The 24517-nt window shown below is 71.7% G+C and carries 16 protein-coding genes and 1 riboswitch; of the genes, 10 read left to right on the top strand and 6 right to left on the bottom strand.

From position 1 onward, the window contains the following. The first annotated feature begins 49 nt into the window (after positions 1-49). A complete protein-coding gene (locus ACZ4UU_RS20360) occupies positions 50-403 on the top strand; it encodes a hypothetical protein (RefSeq protein WP_471904799.1) in 354 nt (117 codons plus the stop codon). Here the strand turns inward: ACZ4UU_RS20360 and ACZ4UU_RS20355 are convergent. Together ACZ4UU_RS20355 and ACZ4UU_RS20350 are read right to left on the bottom strand one after the other, a co-directional pair. Further along, positions 381-1409, bottom strand: a complete 1029-nt coding sequence (locus tag ACZ4UU_RS20355) for a tellurite resistance/C4-dicarboxylate transporter family protein (protein WP_471904798.1) — start codon at positions 1407-1409, stop codon at positions 381-383. The two genes, ACZ4UU_RS20360 and ACZ4UU_RS20355, sit on opposite strands and share 23 nt — an antisense overlap. Positions 1410-1756: 347 nt before the next feature. Then, complete coding sequence (locus tag ACZ4UU_RS20350) at positions 1757-2917, bottom strand: C40 family peptidase (protein ID WP_471904797.1); 1161 nt, start codon at positions 2915-2917, stop codon at positions 1757-1759. 8 nt (positions 2918-2925) lie between these two features. Next, positions 2926-3083, bottom strand: a riboswitch (cyclic di-AMP (ydaO/yuaA leader). Between the two features lie 303 nt (positions 3084-3386). Here ACZ4UU_RS20350 and pcrA point away from each other — a divergent pair. Further along, positions 3387-5870, top strand: coding sequence for a DNA helicase PcrA (gene pcrA / locus ACZ4UU_RS20345; protein ID WP_471904796.1), 2484 nt, complete (start codon positions 3387-3389; stop codon positions 5868-5870). A 106-nt stretch (positions 5871-5976) separates the two neighbouring features. Here the strand turns inward: pcrA and ACZ4UU_RS20340 are convergent, their stop codons facing one another. Together ACZ4UU_RS20340 and ACZ4UU_RS20335 are read right to left on the bottom strand one after the other, a co-directional pair. Beyond that, complete coding sequence (locus ACZ4UU_RS20340; protein ID WP_471905087.1) at positions 5977-7464, bottom strand: M23 family metallopeptidase; 1488 nt, start codon at positions 7462-7464, stop codon at positions 5977-5979. Positions 7465-7734: 270 nt separating this feature from the next. Further along, positions 7735-8595, bottom strand: coding sequence for a lipase family alpha/beta hydrolase (locus ACZ4UU_RS20335; protein WP_471904795.1), 861 nt, complete (start codon positions 8593-8595; stop codon positions 7735-7737). A 645-nt stretch (positions 8596-9240) separates the two neighbouring features. Here ACZ4UU_RS20335 and ACZ4UU_RS20330 point away from each other — a divergent pair. Next, the gene (locus ACZ4UU_RS20330; protein ID WP_471904794.1) at positions 9241-9651 is read left to right on the top strand and encodes a cobalamin B12-binding domain-containing protein; all 411 of its coding nucleotides are present in this window, start codon (positions 9241-9243) and stop codon (positions 9649-9651) included. Positions 9652-9738: 87 nt separating this feature from the next. Here ACZ4UU_RS20330 and ACZ4UU_RS20325 read toward each other — a convergent pair whose 3' ends face one another. Continuing rightward, positions 9739-11418: a DUF5691 domain-containing protein gene (locus ACZ4UU_RS20325; RefSeq protein ID WP_471904793.1), complete on the bottom strand. Its 1680-nt coding sequence runs from the start codon at positions 11416-11418 to the stop codon at positions 9739-9741. Positions 11419-11462: 44 nt separating this feature from the next. After that, on the bottom strand, positions 11463-12818 hold the full coding sequence (locus tag ACZ4UU_RS20320; RefSeq protein WP_471904792.1) for an SWIM zinc finger family protein: 1356 nt from the start codon (positions 12816-12818) through the stop codon (positions 11463-11465). Between the two features lie 157 nt (positions 12819-12975). On the opposite strand from ACZ4UU_RS20320, the gene ACZ4UU_RS20315 reads away from it, so the two are divergent. The 7 genes from ACZ4UU_RS20315 (at position 12976) to sucD (ending at position 24517) form a co-directional block, all read left to right on the top strand. After that, positions 12976-14106, top strand: coding sequence for an ATP-binding protein (locus ACZ4UU_RS20315; protein WP_471904791.1), 1131 nt, complete (start codon positions 12976-12978; stop codon positions 14104-14106). Positions 14107-14322: 216 nt separating this feature from the next. Beyond that, a complete protein-coding gene (locus ACZ4UU_RS20310) occupies positions 14323-16893 on the top strand; it encodes a DUF5682 family protein (protein WP_471904790.1) in 2571 nt (856 codons plus the stop codon). A 148-nt stretch (positions 16894-17041) separates the two neighbouring features. Continuing rightward, a complete protein-coding gene (locus tag ACZ4UU_RS20305; RefSeq protein ID WP_471904789.1) occupies positions 17042-18205 on the top strand; it encodes a VWA domain-containing protein in 1164 nt (387 codons plus the stop codon). A gap of 282 nt (positions 18206-18487) precedes the next feature. After that, positions 18488-19570, top strand: a complete 1083-nt coding sequence (locus ACZ4UU_RS20300; RefSeq protein WP_471904788.1) for a hypothetical protein — start codon at positions 18488-18490, stop codon at positions 19568-19570. Between the two features lie 280 nt (positions 19571-19850). Then, entirely contained in the window at positions 19851-21923 is a 2073-nt protein-coding gene (locus ACZ4UU_RS20295; protein ID WP_471904787.1) for a hypothetical protein, read from the top strand. Between the two features lie 503 nt (positions 21924-22426). Then, positions 22427-23605: an ADP-forming succinate--CoA ligase subunit beta gene (gene sucC, locus ACZ4UU_RS20290; RefSeq protein ID WP_471904786.1), complete on the top strand. Its 1179-nt coding sequence runs from the start codon at positions 22427-22429 to the stop codon at positions 23603-23605. A 27-nt stretch (positions 23606-23632) separates the two neighbouring features. Next, positions 23633-24517, top strand: coding sequence for a succinate--CoA ligase subunit alpha (gene sucD, locus ACZ4UU_RS20285; RefSeq protein WP_471904785.1), 885 nt, complete (start codon positions 23633-23635; stop codon positions 24515-24517).

The raw sequence follows: 24517 nt of genomic DNA, 5'->3' as shown, positions 1-24517 counted from the left end.
AGGGGTGCGGTGGCAGGGGTGTCGGTGGGGCTGGCTAGGCTCCGGCGTCATGGACGTACTCATCCACCTTTTCGTCGGCCTGCACATCATCGGTATCGCCGCCCTGCTCGGTGGCTTCCTCACCCAGATGAAGGCGATGGGCCAGGGCGCCGCCCGGTTCGTCCCCGCGATGCTGCACGGCGCGCTGACCATGCTGGTCACCGGGGTGATCCTCGTCGGCCTCAATCAGGCGGACGACCAGCCCGTCGACAACGTCAAGATCGGCGTGAAGCTGGCACTGCTGGTCGTGATCCTCGGGCTCGTGTACGTGAAGCGGGACGAGGAGACGGTGGACAAGCGGCTGTTCGGGGTGGTGGGGCTGCTGACCGTGGCGAACATCTTCATCGCCGTGTTGTGGACGTGACGTCCGTCTCCGGGGTCCTGGCTCCGGCTCCGGTTGCATAGCCGGGGTGGGTGTAGGCCCAGAACGCGCCTGCCGTGACCGCCAGCCAGGCCGCCACCGCGATCCACATCAGTGCCTCGCCGGGGCCATCGAGCCAGGGGACGTCCAGGGTGGTGGCGACAGAGAGGGTCGCCGCGGCCGTCATGCCGAGCGGGAACACGGTGGCCCAACGCCTTATGTCGTAGCGCGGCCGTGGCCAGGCGATCTCGGCCAGCAGCAGCGCGGCGTACCAGGCGAGGTCGAGGACCAGCAGGGCGACGGTCACCGTGTGCAGGGTGCTGGTGTCGTCGTCGTTCCAGAGGTGGAGGCGGGCGCTGTCGGCGGCGAAGAGTTTCGATCCGGCGAGCGCCGAGATGGCGAGCGCGCCGCCCGCCACCCAGTGGTCGCCGGTGCCGTGGGCGACCTGCCGTAGGTCGAAGCGGGCCAGGGCGACGACGTAGAGCACCAGGCCGAGCCAGAACAGTACGAGGGCCGCGTGGGCGAGCCACGCCGAGGCCTCGGTCACGGCGAGCGTCGCGCCCAGGACGGCGAGGCCCTCGGTGGCCACGCAGCCCAGGAACACGGCGCCGGGCATGCCGCGGTGCCAGTGGCGTACGACGGCGACGAGGAGGCCCGGCCAGAGGATGGCCGCGAGGGCCAGGAGGGCCTTGGCGAGGGTCTGCCAGCCGAGGACGCTGAAGCGGGTGCCAAGGACGGTCGTCGCGGCGATGGCTGTCAGGGCGGCCGGGGTGGCTGCCTCCTTCACCCATCTGTTGCGGTCCCACAGGAGGCGTGCGGTGAAGTCGCCGGCGAGGGCGAGCCAGGTTGCGGAGGCCAGGGCGAGGGCGATGCGGGAGAGGGTTTCGTAGCCGGTCTGGTGCAGGGTCACCGACAGGATGCCGGTTGCCATGACTGCGGCGCCGGCTGTGGGGGGACGTTGCGACCACCAGGTGCGGAGGGGGGATGCGGAGGTGGTGGTGGCGGGCATGGGTCGATGCTAGGAGGGGGGTGGGGGCCGGGGGGTGGGGCACGCCGCGCCTCCGGCGGTTTGGCCGGGGATGCCTGCGGGTGCCTCCGGCGGTTGGGCGGGGATGCCTGCGGGGATGCCTCCGGCGGTTGGGCGGGATGCCTGCGGCGGCCCGCTGGGGTTTGGTGGGGGTTCGCGTAGCGCGGTTCGGTGCGTTGGGGGGCGGGGCCGCGCCGGGGGGGTCCGTCCTCGGTCGGGCGGCTCGGTCGCTTCTAGAAGTGCCCTGCGTTGACGTCCGCCGCTGCGGGCGGACACCCCCCGACGCGGCCCCTTGCCGCCGTGCGCGGCCGCGGCGTCGTGCGGGCTTCTTACGCCGGGCGTACGACGCTGTGGATCGATGACTCTCCGTCGTAGTAGATCGACTCCTCGCGGACGTACGCGCCGGGCTTGGGGGCGTGGATCATCATGCCGTTGCCGATGTAGATGCCCACGTGGGTGACGTCGTCGTAGAAGAAGACCAGGTCACCGGGCTGGGCGTTGGAGAGGGGGACCGTGGTGCCGGCGTTGACCTGGTCGTAGGTGACGCGGGGAATGTCGACGCCGGCGGCCTTCCAGGCGCCCTGGGTGAGGCCGGAGCAGTCGTAGGAGTCGGGGCCGGTGGCGCCCCAGACGTACGGCTTGCCTATCTGGGAGCGGGCGAAGGCCAGGGCTTTTTCGGCCTTGGTGGCGTATGAGGAGTCCGAGGCGGAGTCCGAGGAGGACGAGTCGGACGGGGACTCGGTGTTCTCCTGCTGTGCCGCCTCTTGGCGTTGGCGTTCGGCTTCTGCCTGCCGGCGGGCCAGTTCCTCTGCCTTGCGGGCCGCCTCTTCCTGCTTGCGCTTCTCGATCGCGGCGAGGCGGGCCTTTTCCTCGGCCGTCAGCTTCGAGAGAAGTTCGCGGGCGTCGGCGAGCTTCGTCTGGACGGTGGTCTTGGCGGCCTGGAGGTCGTTCTGCGACTCCGTGAGCGTTTCGAGGCTCCGAGTGGCCTCTTGGCGCTTCTGCATCGTCGCGGACTGCTGGGTGAAGTATTCGTCGACCGCCTCTTTTTGACGTCCCGTCATGCGGTCCATCAGCTGGGACTGGTCGAAGTAGTCCTGCGGGGTGTCCGCGAGGAGGAAGGTGGCCGTGTCGGGAGCGGCCGCTCCGGTGCGGTACTGGGCGGCGGCGTTGCGGCCGAGTTCCTCGCGGGCGTCGTTGAGGGTCTGGGTGCGCTTGGCGACGTCGTCGAGGAGGGTGTCGACGCGCTTGCGCTGCTTCGCGGTCTTCTCCTTGGCCGCGTTGTACTTCTCGGTCGCCGACTCCGCCTGGCGGTAGAGGTCGTCGACCTTCTTCTCGACCTCTTCGAGGCTCGGCTTGTCGTCCGTGGACGGGTTCGCGTTGGCCGTCTGGGACAGCAGGGCCACGGAGGTGAGGGCCGCCGTGGCGAGGGCGGGGGGCCGTATGCCTGCTACGCGCGTGCCTGCGGGACGCGACTTGCGGTGCGACGCCAAGGGAGGCGACTCCTTCCGTGCTCCGCCTACCGAGTTAGCTGTCGGGTTCGGGCGGGTGGTTCGGAAGGGTTGCCCTACGGCTCGGAAGTCCGGCCGATTCACCCCAAGTTCGGTGGGTCCCCGGCTCCGGGCCCATGGGGCTTACCGGACTCGGCGGAGGCCGCGCGGCCCGGCGACGTTCGCCGGTGGGGGTCGTACGGCCTGCCCGGCACGGTAGCCAACTCGTGTGGCCCCTGTGAAGGTTGATGTTCGATATGCCCGATACATTTTCGTGACCTTGGGGAGGTGTATCGCGGACGGAGGTTGGTTTGGTGGTGTTTGGTGGAGGATGGGGTGATTGGCGGAATGGTTGCTGAGGGTGACGGTCGAATGCTGGAGGGTGAGGGGTGATGGGGGAGGCGGGATTGGGGTGGCGAGGTTCTCGGGGTGGCAGCGGGCTGTCAGTGGGGCGCCCTAGACTCGGAGAGCGATGAGCAGCCTCTTTGACGACAGCTTCCTGGCGGACCTCCAGGCCCCGCGGGCCCACGAGGAGCACCCGCCGCCGCCCGAGGACGATCACGCTCCGGAACCGGTTCCGGACGATCTGTTCGGCGGGAAGTTCGACGTGCCGCCGGACCGGGACTCCTACTACCGCGACGGCGCCCCGCGCCCGGCCCTCGACGCGGCCGCGCTGCTGGAGGGGCTGAACGAGAACCAGCGGGCGGCCGTCGTCCACTCCGGCAGCCCGCTGCTCATCGTGGCCGGCGCCGGATCCGGCAAGACGCGTGTGCTCACCCATCGCATCGCCCACCTGCTGGCCGAGCGGAATGTGCATCCGGGGCAGATCCTCGCGATCACCTTCACCAACAAGGCCGCGGGCGAGATGAAGGAGCGCGTCGAGCAGCTCGTGGGGCCGCGGGCGAACGCGATGTGGGTGATGACCTTCCACAGCTCGTGCGTGCGCATCCTGCGCAGGGAGAGCAAGAGGCTCGGGTTCACCTCGTCGTTCTCGATCTATGACGCTGCCGACAGCAAGCGGCTGATGGCGCTCGTCTGCCGGGATCTGGATCTTGATCCGAAGAGGTTTCCGCCCAAGTCCTTCAGCGCCAAGATCAGCAATCTGAAGAACGAGCTGATCGACGAGGAGGACTTCGCCGCGCAGGCCACGGACGGTTTCGAGAAGACGCTCGCGCAGGCGTACGCCCTGTACCAGTCGCGGTTGCGGGAGGCCAACGCCCTCGACTTCGACGACCTGATCATGACGACGGTCAATCTGCTGCGGGCCTTCCCGGACGTCGCCGAGCACTACCGCCGGCGTTTTCGCCATGTGCTGGTGGACGAGTACCAGGACACCAACCACGCGCAGTACGCCCTGGTGCGCGAGCTCGTCGGGACCAGTGAGCACCCCGTCGACGTGCCGCCCAGCGAGTTCGACGTCCCGCCCGCCGAGCTGTGTGTCGTGGGTGACGCCGACCAGTCGATCTACGCCTTCCGGGGCGCGACGATCCGCAACATCCTCCAGTTCGAGGAGGACTACCCGGACGCGACGACCATCCTGCTGGAGCAGAACTACCGCTCCAGCCAGACGATCCTGAGCGCCGCCAACGCCGTCATCGAGCGCAACGAGTCCCGCAGGCCCAAGAACCTGTGGACCAACGCGGGGGCGGGCGCGCGCATCACCGGCTATGTCGCGGACACCGAGCACGACGAGGCGCAGTTCGTCGCCGACGAGATAGACCGACTGACGGACGCCGGGGACGCGAAGGCCGGCGACGTCGCCGTGTTCTACCGGACGAACGCCCAGTCCCGTGTCTTCGAGGAAGTCTTCATCCGCGTCGGACTGCCCTACAAGGTCGTCGGCGGGGTCCGGTTCTACGAGCGCAAGGAGGTCCGCGATGTGCTGGCCTACCTGCGTGTGCTGGCCAATCCCGAGGACTCCGTACCGCTGCGGCGGATTCTGAACGTGCCCAAGCGGGGCATCGGCGACCGCGCCGAGGCGATGATCGACGCCCTCTCGCAGCGGGAGAAGATCAGCTTCCCGCAGGCGCTGCGCCGCGTGGACGAGGCGTACGGCATGGCCGCGCGGTCGACCAACGCCGTCAAGCGGTTCAACACACTGATGGAGGAGCTCCGTACGGTCGTCGAGTCCGGGGCGGGACCCGCCACCATCCTGGAGGCGGTCCTGGAGCGAACCGGCTATCTCGCCGAGCTGCAGGCTTCCACGGACCCTCAGGACGAGACCCGGATCGAGAACCTTCAGGAACTCGCGGCCGTCGCCCTGGAGTTCGAGCAGGAGTCCGGTGAGGGCGAGACCTCCGGCGGTCTCGCGGCGTTCCTGGAGCGGGTCGCGCTCGTCGCCGACTCCGACCAGATCCCCGACGAGGACGAGGACGGCTCCGGCGTCATCACCCTGATGACCCTCCACACCGCCAAGGGCCTGGAGTTCCCGGTCGTCTTCCTCACCGGCATGGAGGACGGCGTCTTCCCCCACATGCGCGCCCTCGGTCAGGCCAAGGAGCTGGAGGAGGAGCGGCGGCTCGCGTACGTCGGCATCACGCGTGCGCGTGAGCGGCTGTATCTCACGCGGTCGGCGATGCGCAGCGCCTGGGGACAGCCGTCGTACAACCCGCCGTCCCGGTTCCTGGAGGAGATTCCCGCCCAGCACGTGGACTGGAAGCGGACGGGGGCGACCTCGCCGGTGTCTTCCGGTCCCGTGTCCGCCGTGGCCGCCTCGCTGTCCTCGTCCCGCTCGCGCTCCTCCGCCTCGGGCGCGTCCGGTTTCGCCACCCGCCGTACGTCGGAGAAGCCCGTCGTCCAGCTGGCCGTCGGGGACCGGGTCACGCACGACCAGTTCGGGCTCGGCACCGTGATGGCCGTGAAGGGCACGGGCGCGAACGCCGAGGCGACGATCGACTTCGGGGAAACCAAGCCGAAGCGGTTGCTCTTGCGGTACGCGCCGGTGGAGAAGTTGTAGGACCGGCAAGCACGCGCCCCCGCTGACGGGCGGGGGCGTACGGATCACAGGGAATTCGGCTCGTGGTCGGTCCGGTGGTCGGCCTCGTCTGCCGGCGGCCGGTCGGTTACGTCGGGTCCAGCCCGTGACTGCGCAGCCAGGACAGTGGGTCTATGGCCGAGCCCCCGCCCGGGCGCACCTCGAAGTGCAGGTGCGGGCCGGTCGAGTTGCCCGAGTTGCCGGAGTACGCGATCGGGTCGCCGGCCTTGACCGTCGTACCGGAGGCGACGCGGTAGCTGGAGAGGTGGCAGTACCACGTCTCCGTGCCGTCCTTCGCGGTCACGATCATCATGTTGCCGTAGGCGCTGTTCCACTGCGTCCGTACGGTGCCGTCGGTCGCGGCCATCACCGTCGTGCCGTACGAGACGGGGAAGTCGATGCCGGTGTGCACGGACATCCAGTTGATGCCGGACTGGCCGAAATAGGCGCTGAGGCCGTGGTTCGCGACAGGGAGCGCGAACTTCGGGCGAAGCCGCTCCTTGCGGGCTGCCTCCTCGGCGGCCTTGCGCTTCTCGGCCGCCTGCTGGGCCTTGAGGTCGATCCGTTCCTGCGTACGGCTGGCCCGGTCGGCGAAGTCGTCGGCGCCGGCGGAGAGGCTTTTGAGTTGGGTGTCCAGCTTGTTGTTCGCGGTGGACGGCTTCACGGCCTCGCTGTCCGAGGCGAGCGTGGATGCGTCCTTGTCGTCGGTCAGGGTGCCGACGGAGGCGGCGGCGATGCCGGCGACGCCCATCACACACGCGGAAGGCACGGCGACCGTCAGCAGTGCGGAGCGCTTGGGGGGCGTACGGCGGCGGGAGCGCGAGCCGCTGCGGGATGCCGCGCGCGGGGAGGGAGCCGGAGCGGTCTCCTCCTGGTCGTCGAGGAGCGGGGCCGCGGCCGGGAGTTCGCCGGTGGTGGTCGACTCGTCGTCGGGCTGGGCGGGATCCTCGTACGCCGTGGGGTCGATGTGTCCCGCGGGGTCGATCTGGTCGAAGTGCGCGGTCGCCTGCTGATCGAAGGATTCTGCTGGCTGCTGGTACTCGCCCGTCGCCTGTGCGGTGGTGCCGTCGATGCCGCCGTCGGAGTTCCACTGCGTGGCGTCGTACGCGCCGGTGTCGAAGGCCTGCGTGCCCCATTCCCACTGCTGGGTCTGGTCGGCCGGGACGCCGGAGTGGTCGGGCTGGGCCCAGGCGGTCGCGTCCCAATGGCCGGAGGCGTCATGGCCGTTGGCCTGCTGCGGGACGAAGGCCAGCCGCTCGTGCTCGGCCGTCCACGCGGTGGTGTCGTACGCGCCGGTGTCGTAGGCGGCGTGATGCTGGGCCGCGTAGGCGTCGTAGTTCACGGTGTGGTGGTTGCCCGTGGACCACTGCGTGGCGTCGTACCCGCCCGTGGTGTCACCGGGGAGGCTGCCGAACAGTGGGTCCGCGTCGAAGGTGGCGGTGGCGTGACCTGCGGCGCCGAATCCGGTGGCGTCGTAGGTGCCGTACGTGGTGGAGTCACCGTACTGGGCTTCCTGGGCGCCATAGGACGCGTAGTGCGCCGAGGCGGCGTCGGAAGCCGTGGCCGGGGAGGTCATGGTCCCCGACGGGTGACGATCGTTCACCAACTTCTCTCTCGCCTCGACAACAGGGGCTGCCAGAGCAGTGCGGCGACTGTACCCGGCGGTACGCGGGCACGACAATCTTCGGCAGGTTTCGCGCGTGAAGGAAACGGGCATTCGGCCGTGTTTTGGCGGACTGTGGGCGCGAGTTTGGCCTTGTGTTCGAAGATTGTTCGATGTCGGTCGGCTGTTCCGGGGCTGTGTGTCGGGTGTGGGCCGAGTGAGTCGGGGGCGCGTCGGGGGTCGTTACGCCACGGTCAGGCCGTCGGCCTGCGAAGTGGTTTCGGTTCCTGGCGGCGCGATGTCGAGCGCCTGCCGTATCCCGGTCGCCACGGCGGGGTGCACGGGGAGGGCGAGGTGGCCGATGCCGCTCACGCGGACGTTGTGCGCCAGCAGGTCCGGGTGGTCGATACAGGCCGTCTCCAGCGGATCCATCAGATGGTCGAGGTCGCTCCAGAAGCTCACGAAGTGGGTGCGGCAGCCGGGCGCGGGCCGGGACAGTTCCTCGAGGACCGGTGAGCCGGGGCGCATCTGACGCACGATCGGGTGCGCGTTCGCCAGTGGCACGACGCTGGTGCCGGAGTGCGGCGTGCCGAGCGTGACCAGCGTGCGGACCCTGAGGTCGCCGCCGAGGCACTGCACGTAGTAGCGCGCTATCAGGCCGCCGAGGCTGTGCCCGACGACGTCCACCTGGCTGCTGCCGGTGCGCTCGCAGATCCCCTCTATGTGCCGGCCGAGCAGCTCGGCGGCGGCGCGGATGTCACAGGTCAGCGGGGAGTAGTTGAGCGACTCGACCTGGTGCCTGCCGTGCTGGGCGAGGCTGCGGCGCAGCAGGACGAAGACCGAGCGGTTGTCGATGAAGCCGTGCAGCAGGACGACGGGCGGTCGGGCCGGGGTCGGCAGCGGGGCGGTGTCCCGAGCGGGAATCATGGGGGTCGTACGGCGCTCCTGGGTGATGCCGGACGGATACAGGAGTACGTGGCCGGCGAGGATCGCGATCTCCAGGGCGGTCGCCTTCAGCAGGGCGAGGGAGAGGCCGGTGAGTCTGCTCGGGAGCAGGCGTCGGCAGAGCGGAAGAAAGGGGAGTGCTACCCCGGTGACCTTCATGGCCGACCTCCTTGTGGCACGCAGGAGGACGGCTCCGGCCCCCGTGTGCCCTCGTGGAAGTCGCGGCGGAGGTGGTCGGCGGAGCATGAGGAAGGCGCGTGGGGTGAGCGAGGCGCGTGCCGTGCGTCGGTCGGGTCGGCCCTGGCGCGCCGATGACCAGGCGGGGCTTCCTGCCGGTGTGGCGACGAAGCTCCCCGCTTGTCGTGCCTTACCTGCCCTACGTGCCCTTCGTGCCACCGTCGATGCCGCATCGCCACGGCGCGCGGTCGGCGGCGCGGTGGTGCGACGACCTCGTTGCGGCTCCCTTTGCGCGTGGTCCCGCTGCGACGCGCGCACCGCAGACTTCTGCGGCCCGTGTGCCGCAGAGATGTGGAACGGTGCGCGGCGAACGTGTCCCACCGTGTGATTTCCCCCTCGGTCTGCACCGCGAAACTGCCGGTTGCGGGATGCTGGCGATAACGTTCGTTCACTTCCCCGGGCGATGAGGCCCGGGGCGTCCGTGCCGTGAGGACGCCTCCGGAGCGATGGGCGACGGAGGAGTGCGATACGCGCCCCATGTATGACATGTGTGGCGAGTGCGGCATAACTCAGATATGAGCGGTGCCTGTCGGTACGGATGGATGTAGTCGCTTCATGGAGGCAGTGATGGGTGTGGCAGCCGGTCCGATCCGCGTGGTGGTGGCCAAGCCTGGGCTCGACGGCCACGATCGGGGGGCCAAGGTGATCGCGCGGGCGCTGCGCGACGCCGGTATGGAGGTCATCTACACCGGGCTTCACCAGACGCCCGAGCAGATCGTCGACACCGCGATCCAGGAGGACGCCGACGCGATCGGTCTGTCCATCCTCTCCGGCGCCCACAACACTCTCTTCGCCGCCGTGATCGACCTCCTCAAGGAGCGCGAGGCGGAGGACATCCTGGTCTTCGGCGGTGGGATCATCCCCGAGGCGGACATCGCGCCGCTGAAGGAGAAGGGTGTCGCCGAGATCTTCACGCCGGGTGCGACGACTCAGGCGATCGTGGACTGGGTGCGGGCCACGGCGGCCTCCGGCGAGTGAGCCGACTTTTGGTGCGGGTGGGTGGGGGTGGCGGTCCCTGAGGACTGCCGCCCCCAGACCCCCGCTTCGGCCCGAAGGGCCTCGTCCTCAAACTCCCCCAGAGCGGGTACCCCCAGACGGGCTGGTATCGCCGGACGGGCTGGTAGGGCTCAGTTCCTCGATCATGGCTGCTCGCAGGCGCAGCGTCGTGACCAGTCGCTGGAACGCCTCCGCCCAGTAGCCGCCGGCCCCAGGCGATGCATCCTCCGGCTCGTCCGGTATCGCGAGCAGGCCGTCGAGGCGGCTTGCCTCCGCCGGATCGAGGCAGCGCTCGGCCAGGCCCATCACTCCACTGAAGCTCCAGGGGTAACTCCCCGCGTCACGTGCGATGTTCAGCGCGTCGACCACCGCCCGCCCGAGCGGCCCGCTCCACGGCACCGCGCACACCCCGAGCAGCTGGAACGCCTCGGACAGACCGTGCGTCGCGATGAATCCGGCGACCCACTCGGCCCGTTCGGCGGAGTGCAGCGTGCCGAGGAGCTTGGCGCGCTCGGCCAGGGACACCGCTCCCGGACCGCCGGCTTCCGGGGCGGACGGCGACCCGAGCAGCGCCCTCGCCCACTCGCCGTCCCGCTGCCGTACCGCTGCCCGGCACCACGCCGCGTGCAGCTCGCCCTGCCAGTCGTCCGTCACCGGCAGCGCCACGATCTCGCCAGGCGTACGGCCGCCGAGCCGCCCCGGCCAGCTGCCGAGCGGGGTCGCCTCCACCAACTGGCCGAACCACCAGGACCGTTCACCACGTCCCGCCGGGGCCTTGGCCACCACTCCGTCGCGCTCCATGCCCGCGTCGCACTCGTGCGGCGCCTCCACGATGATCGTCGGCGCGTCACGGGTGTGGTCCAGTGCCACGCAGGCCCCGGCCCGTACCGCCATCCGCGCGGCGAGCGCCGAACCCGGCAGCGCCGACAGCAGCTCCGCGGCCGTCGCCCGGACATTACGGCTCCGGTCGGCCAGCGCCTGCTCCAGGAACGGCTCGTCCTGCGCGCCCAGCCCGGTTCGCAGCGAGTCGAGGAACATCAGCCGGTCCTCGGCCCGTTCCGTCGGCCACGTCGTGGTCAGCAGCTCGCGTGCGGCGGCGGGCTCACGGGCGCGGAGCGCGCAGAGCAGGGCGACCCGCTCGGCGAACAGCCCCTCCTGCCACAGCTGTTGGATCTCGGCCGGGTCGTCGAGGTGCGGCAGCGCCGCGCCTCCGCCCGGGGTCGCACGCAGGGCGAACCGCCAGTCAGGGTTCAGCCGGGCCAGCCACACCGCCCGCGGGCCGGCGAACGCCAGCGCCGACGGCCGCAGATCCGTGCGGCCCCGCGCCGCGTCCAGAAGCGCGGGCAGTGTCTCCGGGGGCGGCGCGAAACCGCGGTCGTTCGCTGCCGCGAGCCACTGGGGCAGCAGCTCCATGAGGTCCGGGGACGTGCCTCTGCGGCCGCCGCCCGCGCCGGGACGGTCGGACAGCAGCATCGCCAGCCTGCGGGCCGCCGCCGGAGGCAGCACCGGGCGGGGGTCCTCGGGCGCCGGATCGGGCCGCCGCGCAGCCAGGGCCGGCCGCAGCCCGGCCCGCCGCCGTACGGTCTCCACGGCCGCCGTGTCCAGCAGCGTGAGCGGTGCTTCCCGGCCCGGCGCGCGGCCCGGGGGTGTACGCCGGTCCGTGCCGAGGAGGGCCGCCGTGACGAGTTCCTCCCAGGCGTCCGGTGCCGGCGAGTCCACAGGAGCGGAGGGGCTGTTCTCGTGGCTCATTCCTGTCTGCCTTCCACTCTGCCTTGGTGTCCGCGAGGCGCCGGTCAGCACAGCCGTACCGCCTCTCCCTTGCCCTTGGGCCAGGCCGTCAGCGGGGTGAAGCCACGGTGGCCGCACTCGCCGAACACCTTGACCGGTCTGCCGCCCGACAGTGAGACCAGCCGCCACAGGCCCGGGCGGGCGCGAGCGGCCGGGGTCAGGGGCAGGGCCGTGTCCGCGTCGGCGTCCGCCAGCTGCCAGGAGTCGCCGTCCGGGGTCGGTACGACCTGGTCCAGGGTGACCGGGGCGGAGTCCAGCCACGGGTCGTCGCCGAGCGCCTCTCCGTAACGAGCCGTCGCCTCGGCCGTCGTCACACCCGGTGGCCGTATCGGCGCGGGCGCGGGCGGTGCGAACTGCTCGCCCAGGGACGCCCGAAGCTGCCCGGCACCCGGGTACGCCGTGACCTCCGCGTCCAGGACCATCCCGACCGGCAGCGTCAGCTCCGGCGCGCGGCCGGCGGCCCCGTAGGAGAGGAGCAGCGCGGTGCGGCGCGAGTCGGCGCCGTACAGCCATATCCGGCGCGTCGTCAGCTTCACGTCCGCGGTGTCGTACTGGGCGAGGACCAGCCAGCGGTCCCGCACCGGCGGACCGTCCGCCGAGGCGGGCAGGCCGACGCGGTTGCGGACGGTGTCCGACAGGGCGTCGGGCAGCGCCTCGCGACGCAGCCAGCCCTGGTCGAGGAGATGGAGGAGGGCGCACTCCTCCAGCAGGCGCACCGGCCAGCCGGGGCCGGACGCCGGGATCGCCCCCAGTTCCCGCACCCGCGCGGCCAGGCCGGGAGCCTGGGCGTCGACCATGCGGGCGGCCGTCTCCTCCCACATTCCGTACCCGGCCTGTTCCGCGCCGGCCAGGCCGCCGCGCAGCAGGTCCGCCAGGCGCTGCTCCAGCTCGGTCGCACCCGCGGTGACCCGTACGGCACGGCGCTCCGCCCGCCGCCGCGCCGCCTCCGGGTCACCGGCCGCCGACGAGGAGCCGGACGCGCTCGCCGTCCGCTTCTCCTCGGCGCGCTGCCTTCTCCCCTTTATCCACTGCTCCGCCCAGTCCGGCGCCTGCGCCGGCGGCACCGAGCCCTCTCCGTCCGCCCAGAGCAGCAGCAGTCCGAGGGCGTGCTTGCACGGGAACTTCCGGCTCGGGCAACTGCACTTGTACGCGGGCCCGGCGGCGTCCGCGATGTCGATGACCGTCTGATACGGCTTGCTGCCACTGCCCTTGCACAGCCCCCACACCGTCCCCTCGCTCGAACTCCCCGCCTCGGTCCACGGCCCTGCCGCGCCGAGTTTGCTTCCCGCTTTGCGTGACGCGGCGTCAGGAGCCAGTGCCAACACCTGGTCCGCGGTCCAGCGCACCCCCTGCTGAGTCATGCCATCGAAGGTAGATCCCACCACTGACAATCGGCCGGGGCCGACACCTCGCGATCCGCCTCGCAGACGCGTTTTCGCAGGTCGGAACGCATTGTCAGTGGCGTGGTGCAACGTTGGTGGCAGATCCGAACCGGCCGAGCTGGAGGGGGACTTTGCCATGACTGTGTCCGTTGAGCCGACGTCCGTCGAAGCGGGGGAGACGGAATCGACCCAGGCGTTGCGACCGCATGCCGAGGACGCCTTCGCCCATGAACTGGCCGCGCTGGCCGCGCAGGACGACCGTCCGCGCCCGGCCCGCTGGAAGCTGTCGCCGTGGGCCGTGGCCAGGTATCTGCTGGGCGGCACGCTGCCGGACGGCACGGTGATCACACCGAAGTACGTGGGCCCGCGCCGCCTGGTCGAGGTCGCCGTCACCACGCTGGCCACGGATCGCGCCCTGCTCCTGCTCGGTGTCCCCGGTACCGCGAAGACCTGGGTCTCCGAGCACCTGGCCGCGGCGGTCAGCGGTGACTCGACGCTGCTGGTGCAGGGCACGGCGGGCACACCGGAGGAGGCGATCCGGTACGGCTGGAACTACGCGCAGCTGCTCGCGCACGGGCCGAGCCGGGACGCCCTCGTGCCGAGCCCCGTCATGCGGGCCATGGCGGAGGGGATGACGGCGCGGGTCGAGGAGCTGACCCGGATTCCGGCCGATGTGCAGGACACACTGATCACGATCCTGTCGGAGAAGACGCTGCCGATACCGGAGTTGGGGCAGGAGGTGCAGGCGGTCCGCGGCTTCAACCTCATCGCCACGGCCAACGACCGCGACCGGGGTGTCAACGACCTCTCCAGCGCTCTGCGCCGCCGCTTCAACACGGTCGTGTTGCCGCTGCCGGAGAGTGTCGAGGCCGAGGTGGACATCGTCTCCCGCCGCGTCGACCAGATCGGCCGCTCCCTCGACCTGCCGGCCGCGCCCGACGGCGTCGACGAGATCCGCCGTGTCGTCACCGTCTTCCGCGAGCTGCGGGACGGCATCACCGCCGACGGCCGCACCAAGCTGAAGTCGCCCAGCGGCACGCTGTCCACGGCCGAGGCGATCTCCGTCGTCACCAACGGCCTCGCCCTGGCCGCCCACTTCGGCGACGGAGTGCTCCGACCAGGCGATGTCGCCGCGGGCCTCCTCGGCTCGGTCGTCCGCGATCCGGCGGCCGACCGGGTCGTCTGGCAGGAGTACCTGGAGGCGGTCGTGCGCGAGCGGGACGGCTGGACGGACTTCTACCGGGCGTGCCGGGAGGTGAGCGCGTGAGCGACGACGACCTCGGATGGGGGCGCCCGAGCGGCGGGTCGACCAAGGGCGGATCCGTGGCGGAGAGGGCGCGTTCGACGGCGTCCGCTGGCCAGGCAGGAAGGGGTGCGCCGTGATGAGGAGTGAGCAGGCGCGCCGGCCGCGGAGGGAAGCGCGACGGTGCGCGGGGCAAGGGCGGTGGCGCCGCCGGACGATCGGCGACCGAGGGGGGACGGTGTGACCGGCGTGGACAGGTTCGGGAGCGAAGGCCGGGGCGGCGGGCCGCTGCTGCTAGGCGTGCGGCACCACGGGCCGGGGTCGGCGCGGGCCGTGCGGGCTGCGTTGGAAGCGGCCCGGCCGCGCACCGTGCTGATCGAAGGGCCGCCGGAGGCCGACGCCCTGATCGCGCTCGCCGCCGACGAGGCCATGCGGCCGCCGGTCGCCCTCCTCGCCCACGCCGTGGACGAGCCCGGCCGCTCGGCCTTCTGGCCACTGGCCGAGTTCTCCCCGGAGTGGGTCGCGATCCGCTGGGCCCTGGACCACCAGGTCCCGGCCCGGTTCATCGACCTGCCGGCCACCCACACGCTGGCCTGGGGGGAGGACCCGGAGCGGGGGACGGCCGGCAAGGACGCGGACGCGGGGGCGGCCGGGCAGGACGGGGAGTCGTGCCCGGCCGACGGGAACGGCCCCGACCTCGCCCCGAACCCCGGCGAGGCGGCCGATGTCCGGGTCGATCCCCTCGCCGTTCTCGCCGAGGTCGCCGGATACGACGATCCCGAGCGGTGGTGGGAGGACGTCGTCGAGCACCGGGGGACGGGCGACGGGGAGCGGGACGGGGACGCGTTCGCGCCGTTTCTCGGGCTTGAGGAGGCCATGGGGGCGTTGCGGGAGGCGTACGGCAGCGGAGGGCATGAGCGGGATCTCGTGCGGGAGGCGTACATGCGGCTCCAAGTACGCGCTGCCCAGCGGGAGTTCGGGGACGAGGTGGCCGTCGTCTGCGGGGCGTGGCATGTGCCCGCACTGCGGCAGAAGGCCACCGTGGCCGCCGACAAGGCCCTGTTGAAGGGGCTGCCCAAGGTCAAGGCCGATATGACCTGGGTGCCGTGGACCTACCGGCGGCTGGCCCGGGCCAGTGGGTACGGGGCGGGGATCGACTCACCGGGGTGGTACGGGCACCTCTTCGGCGCGCCGGACCGGCCGGTCGAGCGGTGGATGACCAAGGTGGCCGGGCTGCTGCGGGACGAGGACCGCATCGTGTCCTCGGCGCATGTCATCGAGGCGGTGCGACTCGCGGAGACACTCGCGGCGATGCGCGGGCGTCCGCTGCCGGGGCTCAGCGAGACCACCGACGCGGTGCGGGCGGTGATGTGCGACGGCTCGGACGTGCCGTTGGCGCTGGTGCGGGACCGGCTGGTCGTGGGGGATGTGCTGGGGGAGGTGCCGCCATCGGCGCCGGCGGTGCCGTTGCAGCGCGACCTCGACCGGATCCAGCGCCGATTGCGGCTCAAACCGGAGGCGCTGGAGCGGGAGTTGGAGCTCGATCTGCGCAAGGAGAACGACGCCGAGCGCAGCAGGCTGCTGCACCGGCTGCGGCTGCTCGGCGTGGGGTGGGGTGGGCCTGTCGCGTCGCGGGGCAGCACGGGGACCTTCCGGGAGACGTGGCGGCTGCGGTGGGAGCCCGAGTTGTCGGTGCGGGTCGCCGAGGCCGGGGTGTGGGGGACCACCGTGTTCGCCGCGGCGACCGCCAAGGCGGAGGCGGACGCCGTGGCCGCGCAGACTCTCGCCGACGTCACCGCTCTCGCCGAGCGCTGTCTGCTGGCCGAACTGCCGGACGCGCTGCCCACCGCGATGCAGGTCCTCGCCGACCGGGCCGCCCTTGACGCCGATGTCGGCCATCTGGCCCAGGCCCTGCCCGCGCTGGTCCGTTCCCTGAGATACGGCGACGTGCGCGGCACGGACACCGCGGCGCTCACAGAGGTCGCCGCGGGGCTCGCCGAGCGCATCTTCGTCGGCCTGCCCCCGGCGTGCGCCGCGCTGGACGCGGATGCCGCCGACGAGATGCGGGGGCATGTCGACGCGGTGCACGGGGCGGTGGGGTTGCTTGGTGATGCGGTGGCCAAGGACACGCCCGCCGGCCCCGGCGCTCCGGACAGGGCGTCCGCCCCCGGGCACGGCGACCTTCGGGCGCGGTGGCACACGGTGCTGCGGGTGTTGTCCGTGCGGGACACCGTGCCCGGTGTCATCAGAGGTCGGGGCGTTCGGCTGCTGCTGGACGACGGGGAGCTGGGGCAGGAGGAAGCGGCGCGGCTGATGGGGCTGGTGCTGTCGCCGGGGACGCCGCCCGGGGACGCGGCCGCGTGGATCGAGGGGTTCGTCGGCGGGGGTTCCGGCGGCGGGATGCTGCTCGTGCACGACGAGCGGCTGCTCGGGCTGGTCGACGCTTGGCTGACGGGGGTGTCGGCGGAGGCGTTCACGGACGTGTTGCCGTTGTTGCGGCGGACCTTCTCGGCGTATGAGCCGGGGGTGCGGCGGACCTTGGGGGAGCTGGTTCGGCGTGGGCCGGGGGAGCGGGGGCGTGCGGCGGGTGGCGGTTCCGGCATACCCGGTTTCGCGGCCGGGCTCGACGTCGAGCGGGCGGATGCGGTGGTGCCGGTGGTGCGACTGCTGTTGGGCCTGGACCAGGCGGACATGGACGCGGTGGACAGGGACCCGGTGGACAGGGACAAGGGAGACATGGACCACGCGGATGTGGGAGAGGGCGCCGGAGGCGGTGTCGCGGACAACGGCCTTGTGGGGGCGGCGGGATGACGGCTGGTGGAGTGAGGGAGTCCAGGGAGCGGACCGGAGTGGTGGGCGCCGGGCGGCGGTCCCGCGGGCTCGTGGCGCAGGGGCGGCCGATGACGACGACCGTGCCGGTGATCCCGCTGTGGGAGCGGCCTCGTGAAGGAGCGTGCCGATGACGGTCGAGGCGATGGAGCCGGCCCAGGAGCGGCTGCGGCGGTGGCGGATGGTGCTGGGAGGGGACAACGCGGACGGCACCGGGTGCGCGCTCTCCGGGCGGGACGCGGCGATGGACGGGGCGCTCGCCGCTCTCTACGGAAAGGGGGACAAGGGGCAGTCGGGGAAGGACCGTTCGGCGGGGCTCGGAGCGTCGGCGCCGGCGGTGGCGCGGTGGCTCGGGGACATCCGGACGTACTTCCCGTCGTCCGTCGTCCAGGTCATGCAGCGGGACGCCATCGACCGGCTCGGGCTGTCCACGCTGCTGCTGGAGCCGGAGATGCTGGAGGCGGTGGAGGCGGACGTGCATCTCGTGGGCACGCTGCTCTCGCTCAACCGGGCGATGCCGGAGACGACGAAGGAGACGGCGCGGGCCGTGGTGCGCAAGGTAGTCGAGGACCTGGAGAAGCGGCTCGCCACCCGCACCCGGGCCACCCTCACCGGCGCGCTCGACCGCAGTGCCCGGGTCAACCGGCCACGCCACCACGACATCGACTGGAACCGCACGATCGCGGCCAACCTCAAGCACTACCTCCCGGAGCACCGGACGATCGTGCCGGAGCGGCTGATCGGGTACGGGCGGGCCTCGCAGTCCATGAAGAAGGAGGTCGTCCTCTGCATCGACCAGTCGGGGTCGATGGCGGCGTCGGTCGTGTACGCGTCGGTGTTCGGGGCCGTGCTGGCGTCCATGCGGGCCATCAACACGCGGCTAGTCGTCTTCGACACCTCCGTCGTCGATCTCACCGACCAGCTCGACGACCCCGTCGACGTCCTCTTCGGCACCCAGCTCGGCGGGGGCACCGACATCAACCGGGCGCTCGCCTACTGCCAGTCGCAGATCACCCGACCCGCGGAGACGGTCGTCGTGCTGATCAGCGACCTCTACGAGGGAGGCATACGCGACGAGATGCTCAAGCGGGTCGCCGCGATGAAGGCGTCGGGGGTGCAGTTCGTGGCGCTGTTGGCGCTCTCGGACGAGGGGGCGCCCGCGTACGACCGGGACCACGCGGCCGCGCTCGCCGCGCTGGGCGCACCGGCCTTCGCGTGTACGCCCGACCTGTTCCCGGAGGTGATGGCGGCGGCCATCGAGAAGCGGCCGATTCCGGTTCCGGACGCGGTGTGAGGAGGGGGACTGCGAGGGGGATGGCGAGGGATGGCGGGGAATTGCTGGTGATTTGTCGACCCGGTGACTACCGACTTCGGCCAGCAAAACGGACATGAGTGCCCATCGGTAGCGGGGGGCTTGCGCGACCTCGGGAGGGGCGTGCAAGGATCGACGCCTCATCAGCGGTGCGCCGCGCGCCGCTCGTCCGTACCGCGTCCAGCTGACTCGTCGCTCGGCACGTGTACTTGTGCACTTCGTTCCGCCACCCGGGAGGACTGCCCCGTCTTGACCTGGTCAGCCATGTCAACCGCTGCCGCACTGCGCGTTCTGCGCATCGCGGCCGGGCGGCGTGCGCTGGAGTTGGTGCTGTTGCTGGGTGGTCTGTTCGCGATCGGGTTGCTCTGCGGAGGACAGGCGTCTGCGGCGGACGGGGTGTCGGTGACCGGGGTGCCGGTGCGAAGCGAGGTCGAGCGGGTCGAGCGGGTCGTGAGCGTTCCGGCCAAGCCCGGCGTGCGCGAGGAGTCGACGCCGGCTTCCAAGCCTGCGGCTGTCCGGCACGGCGAGGGGGAGCGCGAGGCTCATGCCATCCGCCCCGCCGCATCCGTACCCGTACCCGCCCCCGCGACAGAGGTCGGTGGCGCGGTCGAGTCGGTGACCGAGGAACTGGCCGAGGCCCCCTCACGCCCCGTTCCCCCCGCCACGCCCGCTGTCCCTGCCACGCCCGCTGTCCCCGCCACGCCCGCCGTCCCCGCCACGCCCGCTGTCCCCACGCCGCCCACCCTGCCGTCCCGCCCCTCCCTCCCTTCACTGCCTCCCCTCCCTTCACTGCCCTCCCTGCTTACCCCGCCCTCGATGCCGGAGGCTCCCGAGTCGCCGGCGTGGCCGAGTTGGCCGGGGCTGGAACTGCCCGAGTTCCCGGGGCTTCCCGGCGCCGACCTTCCGGCGCTTCCCGGTGTGCCCGCCGTGCCCGGGCGGACGTTGCCTGCGCCCGACGCCGGTGCTTCGCAGCCGGAGGCACAGGTGCCCGGGTCGAGTGACGGACGGGACGGCGAGGGGCGTACCGGTGAGGAAGCCGCCGTGGCCTACGGGCCCAGGTTCGTGGTGTCCGCCGACGACACCGCGACCCATGTCCCGGCGGCCGACGGTGGGCACGGTGTCGCGCCGGCCGGGTACCTGCCCGTTCAGCAGGCGCCGGTCGATCATCCGGGTGGTGTGCCGGGCAACCGTTCGGCGGGCGACAGCGGCAGCTCGCGGCACGGGGACGCGCACGCCGTGTCGCTGAACCCGAGGGCGCCGTTGCGGTTGGTGCCCGGCGCCGCCGCGCGCGTCGAAGCGGACGAGATCCAGGACAGGCACCGGGACGTCCCGGTTTCCCCCGCCTAGGCCCGAAGGCCGGCCCCTCCCCGCCGTAGACCTGCCGCGCGGGGGCGGAAACAGGTCTGCCCGCCCGTCCGGACACTCCCCAGTTCCCGGATGTCCCCTGACATCCCCCGGACGGAAGCCTCCGGAGCCGTACCCGGTCCCGCTGGTCCCAGCTCCTCAGCTGCCCGGACCGCGACCGGAAGCGGCGCCGAATGTCCCCAACCGTCCGAAGTCCCGGAGTTCTTCGCCGCTGCGATCCTCCCGGGCCTTCGGAGCCCGAGATCTAGGGATCCCACGCAGTATGAACAAGAACATCCGCCGTTCGATCGTCATAGCCGCCGGTGTCACCGGCGCATGGGCGCTCGGTTCGGCCGCCGCCAGCGCGGACGAGCTGCCCGCCGCCCTCTCCGTACCGGACACGACCACCGACGCGGCCGACGCGGCCGACGCCGCCGACAACGCCGATGCCACCGGCCTGCTCGGCGGGGCCACCGGCACCGTCAACGGCGTCGTCTCCGACGTGACCGGCACCGTCACCGACACCGTCTCGGGCATCACCGACGGCGCCGCCGGCACGGCTCAGACCGCGCCCACTGACGCCGTCGAGCAGTCCCGCCGTTACGTCGACGCCAAGGTCACGGTCCCGTCCGCCGCCGAGGCCACCACCTCCGCCACGTCCACGACCTCCTCCACCGCGGCCAAGGCGAAGCGCGCCGCCCAGGTCATCAAGGGCGCCAAGGCCGCCCGCGCGGACAAGGCTGCGGCGCAGGCCGGGGCCGATGTCTCGGCACACGTCTCGGCCGCCGCCGCCTCCGCCGCTGCCTCCGACGCCCGGGACGTGCCTCAGGACGCCCCGAGGCTCCCCGGCACCGTCGACTACCTCTTCGGCCCGCTCGCCGCCTTCGCCCCCGAGCTGGAGCAGGCGCTCGCCGCGGCGCAGACGCGGTTGCAGGGCACGCAGGCGGCGGCCCGTTCGCAGGTGCAGGGCGTCGAGGGGGTCGTACGGACGAAGGCGCAGCACGCCGTCGCCGGTGCGGGCCGCACCGCCGCGGGCGTGCAGGACGCCGGGCAGGCCGCCGTCGCTCACGTCGACGGAAGGACCCGGGGCGCGGTGACCGCCGTCGCGTCCACCGCGACCGGCGAGGCCACCGCCGTCACGACTGCCGCCGAGGCCTCCGTCTCCGCCGTCCCGGGCCACGTCACCGGCACGGTCGGCGGCGTCGAGCAGCGCGTCGTCGGAACGGTCTCGGCAGTTCCCGGCACGGCCACCCCGGTCGTCGAGCAGACCGCCGACGTGGTCGTCCCGCCGGTCGTCGGCCAGGCCGTGAACGGCGTGGTGCCCGTCGCGGGGTACGCCGTCGAGGGCGTCGTCCCCACCGTCGACCACACCGTCGCCGGGGTGGCCCCGGTCGCCGTGAGTGTGGTCGACAGTGTCCAGTCGCTGGCCGGCGGCGCGGCGAGCGGCGTGCGGCCGGTTGCCGGCCAGGCGGTGGACGGCGTCGTTCCGGTCGCCGGGGGTGCGGCGGCCGGGGTCGCCGGGACCGCCGGGCACACGGTCGATGCCGCGACGGCACTGGCGTACGGCGTCGTCGCCGATGTCCAGCCCGTGGTCGGCCAGGCTGCCGGGGGCGTCCAGTCGGTGGTCGGCGGGGTCGTCCAGGGCGTGCAGCCGGTGGCCCACGCAGCGGTCGGCGACGCCCAGCACCTCGCCCACGGAACCGTCGCCGACGTCCGGCCCGTCGCCCACGGCGCGGTCGCCGACGTGCAGCCGGTCGTGCAGGGCGTCGCCACCGACGTACCCCCGTACGCCACCGGTCTGGTCGGGCACGTCACCGGAGATGTCACCGGTACCGTCCTGCCGCCCGTCGCCGACGCCGCCGTGCACGGCGCCGTGCCGGTCGCAGGGCGGGCCGTCGCGGACGCGGGGGCACTCGGCCACGGTGTGGCCGGCGACGTCCGGCCCTTCGCGTACGGCGTCGTCGGCGAGGTCGACCCCTTCGCGCAGGGCGTGGCCGGGCAGGTCGTGCCCTTCGCCGACGGCGTCACCGGGGCCGTGCGGCCCGTCGTCGAGACCGTCGTGGACACCGTCGGTCCTGTCGTGCAGGGCGTGGGCGGCAACACCACGACGCTGGCGTACGGCGTGGCCGGCGAGGTGAACCCGTTCGCGTACGGGGTCGCCGGGCAGGTCGCGCCCTTCGCCGAGGACCTGACCGGCACGGTCCAGGACTCGGCCGGACCACTGGCGGGCAACGCCGTCACCGGCGTGCGGCAGGTGGCCAGGTCCGCCACGCCGGGTTACGCGCAGGACCTCCGGCAGGACCTCCGGCAGGACCTCCGGCAGGACCTCCACGACGGCGGCGCGTACCGCATCTGACGCGTGCCCTCCCACAAGTCACCCCCGAGGTGACCGACCGACTCCGCGGGACGGAAGGACCCGGACGGCCGAAAACCGTCGGCCTGTCCGACCGGAGCCTCGCGGACCGGCCGGGGTGATCCCCATTGGGGTGGGGATCACCCCGGCCAGAGCCCACAGGGGCGGCCCATTCGTGCCCCTTCGGGCTGCTCAAGGGACCTCACCGGGTCAACCCCAACCCGGTGAGGTCCTTCTTTCGCGTAGCCGGCAGGTTCCCGATTGCTCACAGTCGGCACGCCGTGCCAGAGATCTTTGCTGATCGCGGCATCATGTGACAGGTATCACCGCTCAGGTGTGACCCTCGATTTAGGGGGCTCCTGCAAGCAGAGATAACCTGCGAGACGGACATGCCGCGCGCTCGGACACCGTGTGCGCCTCCCTTGTGACAGCGGACGTCACGTTGCCCTTCGCGGCACGCCCACGCATCCAACGAACCGCGAGATCACTGATAGGGACGGAAGCGCGTGGACCTGTTCGAGTACCAGGCGAGGGACCTCTTCGCCAAGCACGATGTACCGGTGCTGGCCGGTGAAGTCATCGACACGCCTGAGGCGGCCCGCGCAGCCACCGAGCGCCTCGGTGGCAAGTCCGTCGTCAAGGCACAGGTGAAGGTCGGTGGCCGCGGCAAGGCCGGCGGCGTGAAGCTCGCCGCCAGCGCGGACGAGGCAGTCGCCCGGGCGACCGACATCCTCGGCATGGACATCAAGGGCCACACGGTCCACAAGGTCATGATCGCCGAGACGGCCCCGGAGATCCTGGAGGAGTACTACGTCTCCTTCCTCCTCGACCGTGCCAACCGCACCTTCCTCTCCATCGCGTCCGTCGAGGGCGGCATGGAGATCGAGGAGGTGGCGGCCACCCGCCCCGAGGCCGTCGCCAAGATCGCCATCGACGCCATCGACGGCGTGGACGAGGCCAAGGCCCGCGAGATCGTCGAGGCCGCGAAGTTCCCGTCCGAGGTCGCGGACAAGGTCGTGAACGTCCTCGTCACGCTGTGGGACACCTTCATCAAGTCGGACGCCCTCCTCGTCGAGGTCAACCCGCTCGCGAAGGTCGCCTCCGGCGACGTCATCGCCCTGGACGGCAAGGTGTCGCTCGACGACAACGCCGAGTTCCGTCACGACTGGGACGAGCTGCACGACAAGGCCGCGGCCAACCCGCTCGAGGCCGCCGCCAAGGAGAAGAACCTCAACTACGTCAAGCTCGACGGCGAGGTCGGCATCATCGGTAACGGTGCCGGTCTGGTCATGTCGACGCTGGACGTCGTCGCGTACGCCGGTGAGAACCACGGCAACGTCAAGCCGGCCAACTTCCTGGACATCGGCGGTGGCGCCTCCGCCCAGGTCATGGCCAACGGCCTGGAGATCATCCTCGGCGACCCGGACGTCAAGTCCGTCTTCGTCAACGTCTTCGGTGGCATCACCGCCTGTGACGAGGTCGCCAACGGCATCGTCCAGGCCCTGAAGCTGCTGGAGGACCGCGGCGAGAACGTCACCAAGCCGCTGGTCGTCCGCCTCGACGGCAACAACGCCGAGCTCGGCCGACAGATCCTCACCGACGCCAACCACCCGCTGGTGCAGCGCGTCGACACCATGGACGGCGCGGCCGACAAGGCCGCCGAGCTGGCCCACGCCGCAAAGTAAGCACTCAGGACGAGGACACAACACACCATGGCTATCTGGCTCAACAAGGACAGCAAGGTCATCGTCCAGGGCATGACCGGCGCCACGGGCATGAAGCACACCAAGCTCATGCTGGGCGACGGCACCAACGTCGTGGGCGGCGTGAACCCGCGCAAGGCGGGACAGAAGGTCGACTTCGAGGGCACCGAGGTACCCGTCTTCGGCACGGTCAAGGAGGCCATCGAGGCCACCGGCGCCAACGTCTCCGTCATCTTCGTGCCGGAGAAGTTCACCAAGGACGCGGTCGTCGAGGCCATCGACGCCGAGATCCCGCTGGCCGTCGTGATCACCGAGGGCATCGCCGTGCACGACTCGGCGTCGTTCTGGGCGTACGCCGGCAAGAAGGGCAACAAGACCCGGATCATCGGCCCGAACTGCCCCGGCATCATCACCCCGGGTCAGTCGAACGTCGGCATCATCCCGGGCGACATCACCAAGCCGGGCCGTATCGGTCTGGTCTCGAAGTCGGGCACGCTGACGTACCAGATGATGTACGAGCTGCGTGACATCGGCTTCTCGACCGCCGTCGGCATCGGTGGCGACCCGATCATCGGTACGACGCACATCGACGCGCTCGCCGCGTTCGAGGCCGACGCCGACACCGACCTGATCGTGATGATCGGTGAGATCGGTGGCGACGCCGAGGAGCGGGCCGCGGACTTCATCGCGAAGAACGTGACCAAGCCGGTCGTCGGCTACGTCGCGGGCTTCACCGCGCCCGAGGGCAAGACCATGGGCCACGCCGGCGCCATCGTCTCCGGTTCGTCCGGCACCGCCCAGGCGAAGAAGGAGGCCCTGGAGGCCGCGGGCGTCAAGGTCGGCAAGACCCCGACCGAGACCGCCAAGCTCGCCCGCGAGATCCTGGGCGGCTGA

The sequence above is a fragment of the Streptomyces sp. NPDC028907 genome (assembly GCF_055564995.1).
This window is presented reverse-complemented; position numbering and strand designations above follow the sequence as displayed.

Coding starts and splice junctions, on each gene's coding strand:
- ACZ4UU_RS20360 (WP_471904799.1), top strand. CDS start 50: ATGGACGTACTCATCCACCTTTTCGTCGGCCTGCACATCATCGGTATC.
- ACZ4UU_RS20355 (WP_471904798.1), bottom strand. CDS start 1,409: ATGCCCGCCACCACCACCTCCGCATCCCCCCTCCGCACCTGGTGGTCG.
- pcrA (WP_471904796.1), top strand. CDS start 3,387: ATGAGCAGCCTCTTTGACGACAGCTTCCTGGCGGACCTCCAGGCCCCG.
- ACZ4UU_RS20340 (WP_471905087.1), bottom strand. CDS start 7,464: ATGACCTCCCCGGCCACGGCTTCCGACGCCGCCTCGGCGCACTACGCG.
- ACZ4UU_RS20335 (WP_471904795.1), bottom strand. CDS start 8,595: ATGAAGGTCACCGGGGTAGCACTCCCCTTTCTTCCGCTCTGCCGACGC.
- ACZ4UU_RS20330 (WP_471904794.1), top strand. CDS start 9,241: ATGGGTGTGGCAGCCGGTCCGATCCGCGTGGTGGTGGCCAAGCCTGGG.
- ACZ4UU_RS20325 (WP_471904793.1), bottom strand. CDS start 11,418: ATGAGCCACGAGAACAGCCCCTCCGCTCCTGTGGACTCGCCGGCACCG.
- ACZ4UU_RS20320 (WP_471904792.1), bottom strand. CDS start 12,818: ATGACTCAGCAGGGGGTGCGCTGGACCGCGGACCAGGTGTTGGCACTG.
- ACZ4UU_RS20315 (WP_471904791.1), top strand. CDS start 12,976: ATGACTGTGTCCGTTGAGCCGACGTCCGTCGAAGCGGGGGAGACGGAA.
- ACZ4UU_RS20305 (WP_471904789.1), top strand. CDS start 17,042: ATGACGGTCGAGGCGATGGAGCCGGCCCAGGAGCGGCTGCGGCGGTGG.
- ACZ4UU_RS20300 (WP_471904788.1), top strand. CDS start 18,488: ATGTCAACCGCTGCCGCACTGCGCGTTCTGCGCATCGCGGCCGGGCGG.
- ACZ4UU_RS20295 (WP_471904787.1), top strand. CDS start 19,851: ATGAACAAGAACATCCGCCGTTCGATCGTCATAGCCGCCGGTGTCACC.
- sucD (WP_471904785.1), top strand. CDS start 23,633: ATGGCTATCTGGCTCAACAAGGACAGCAAGGTCATCGTCCAGGGCATG.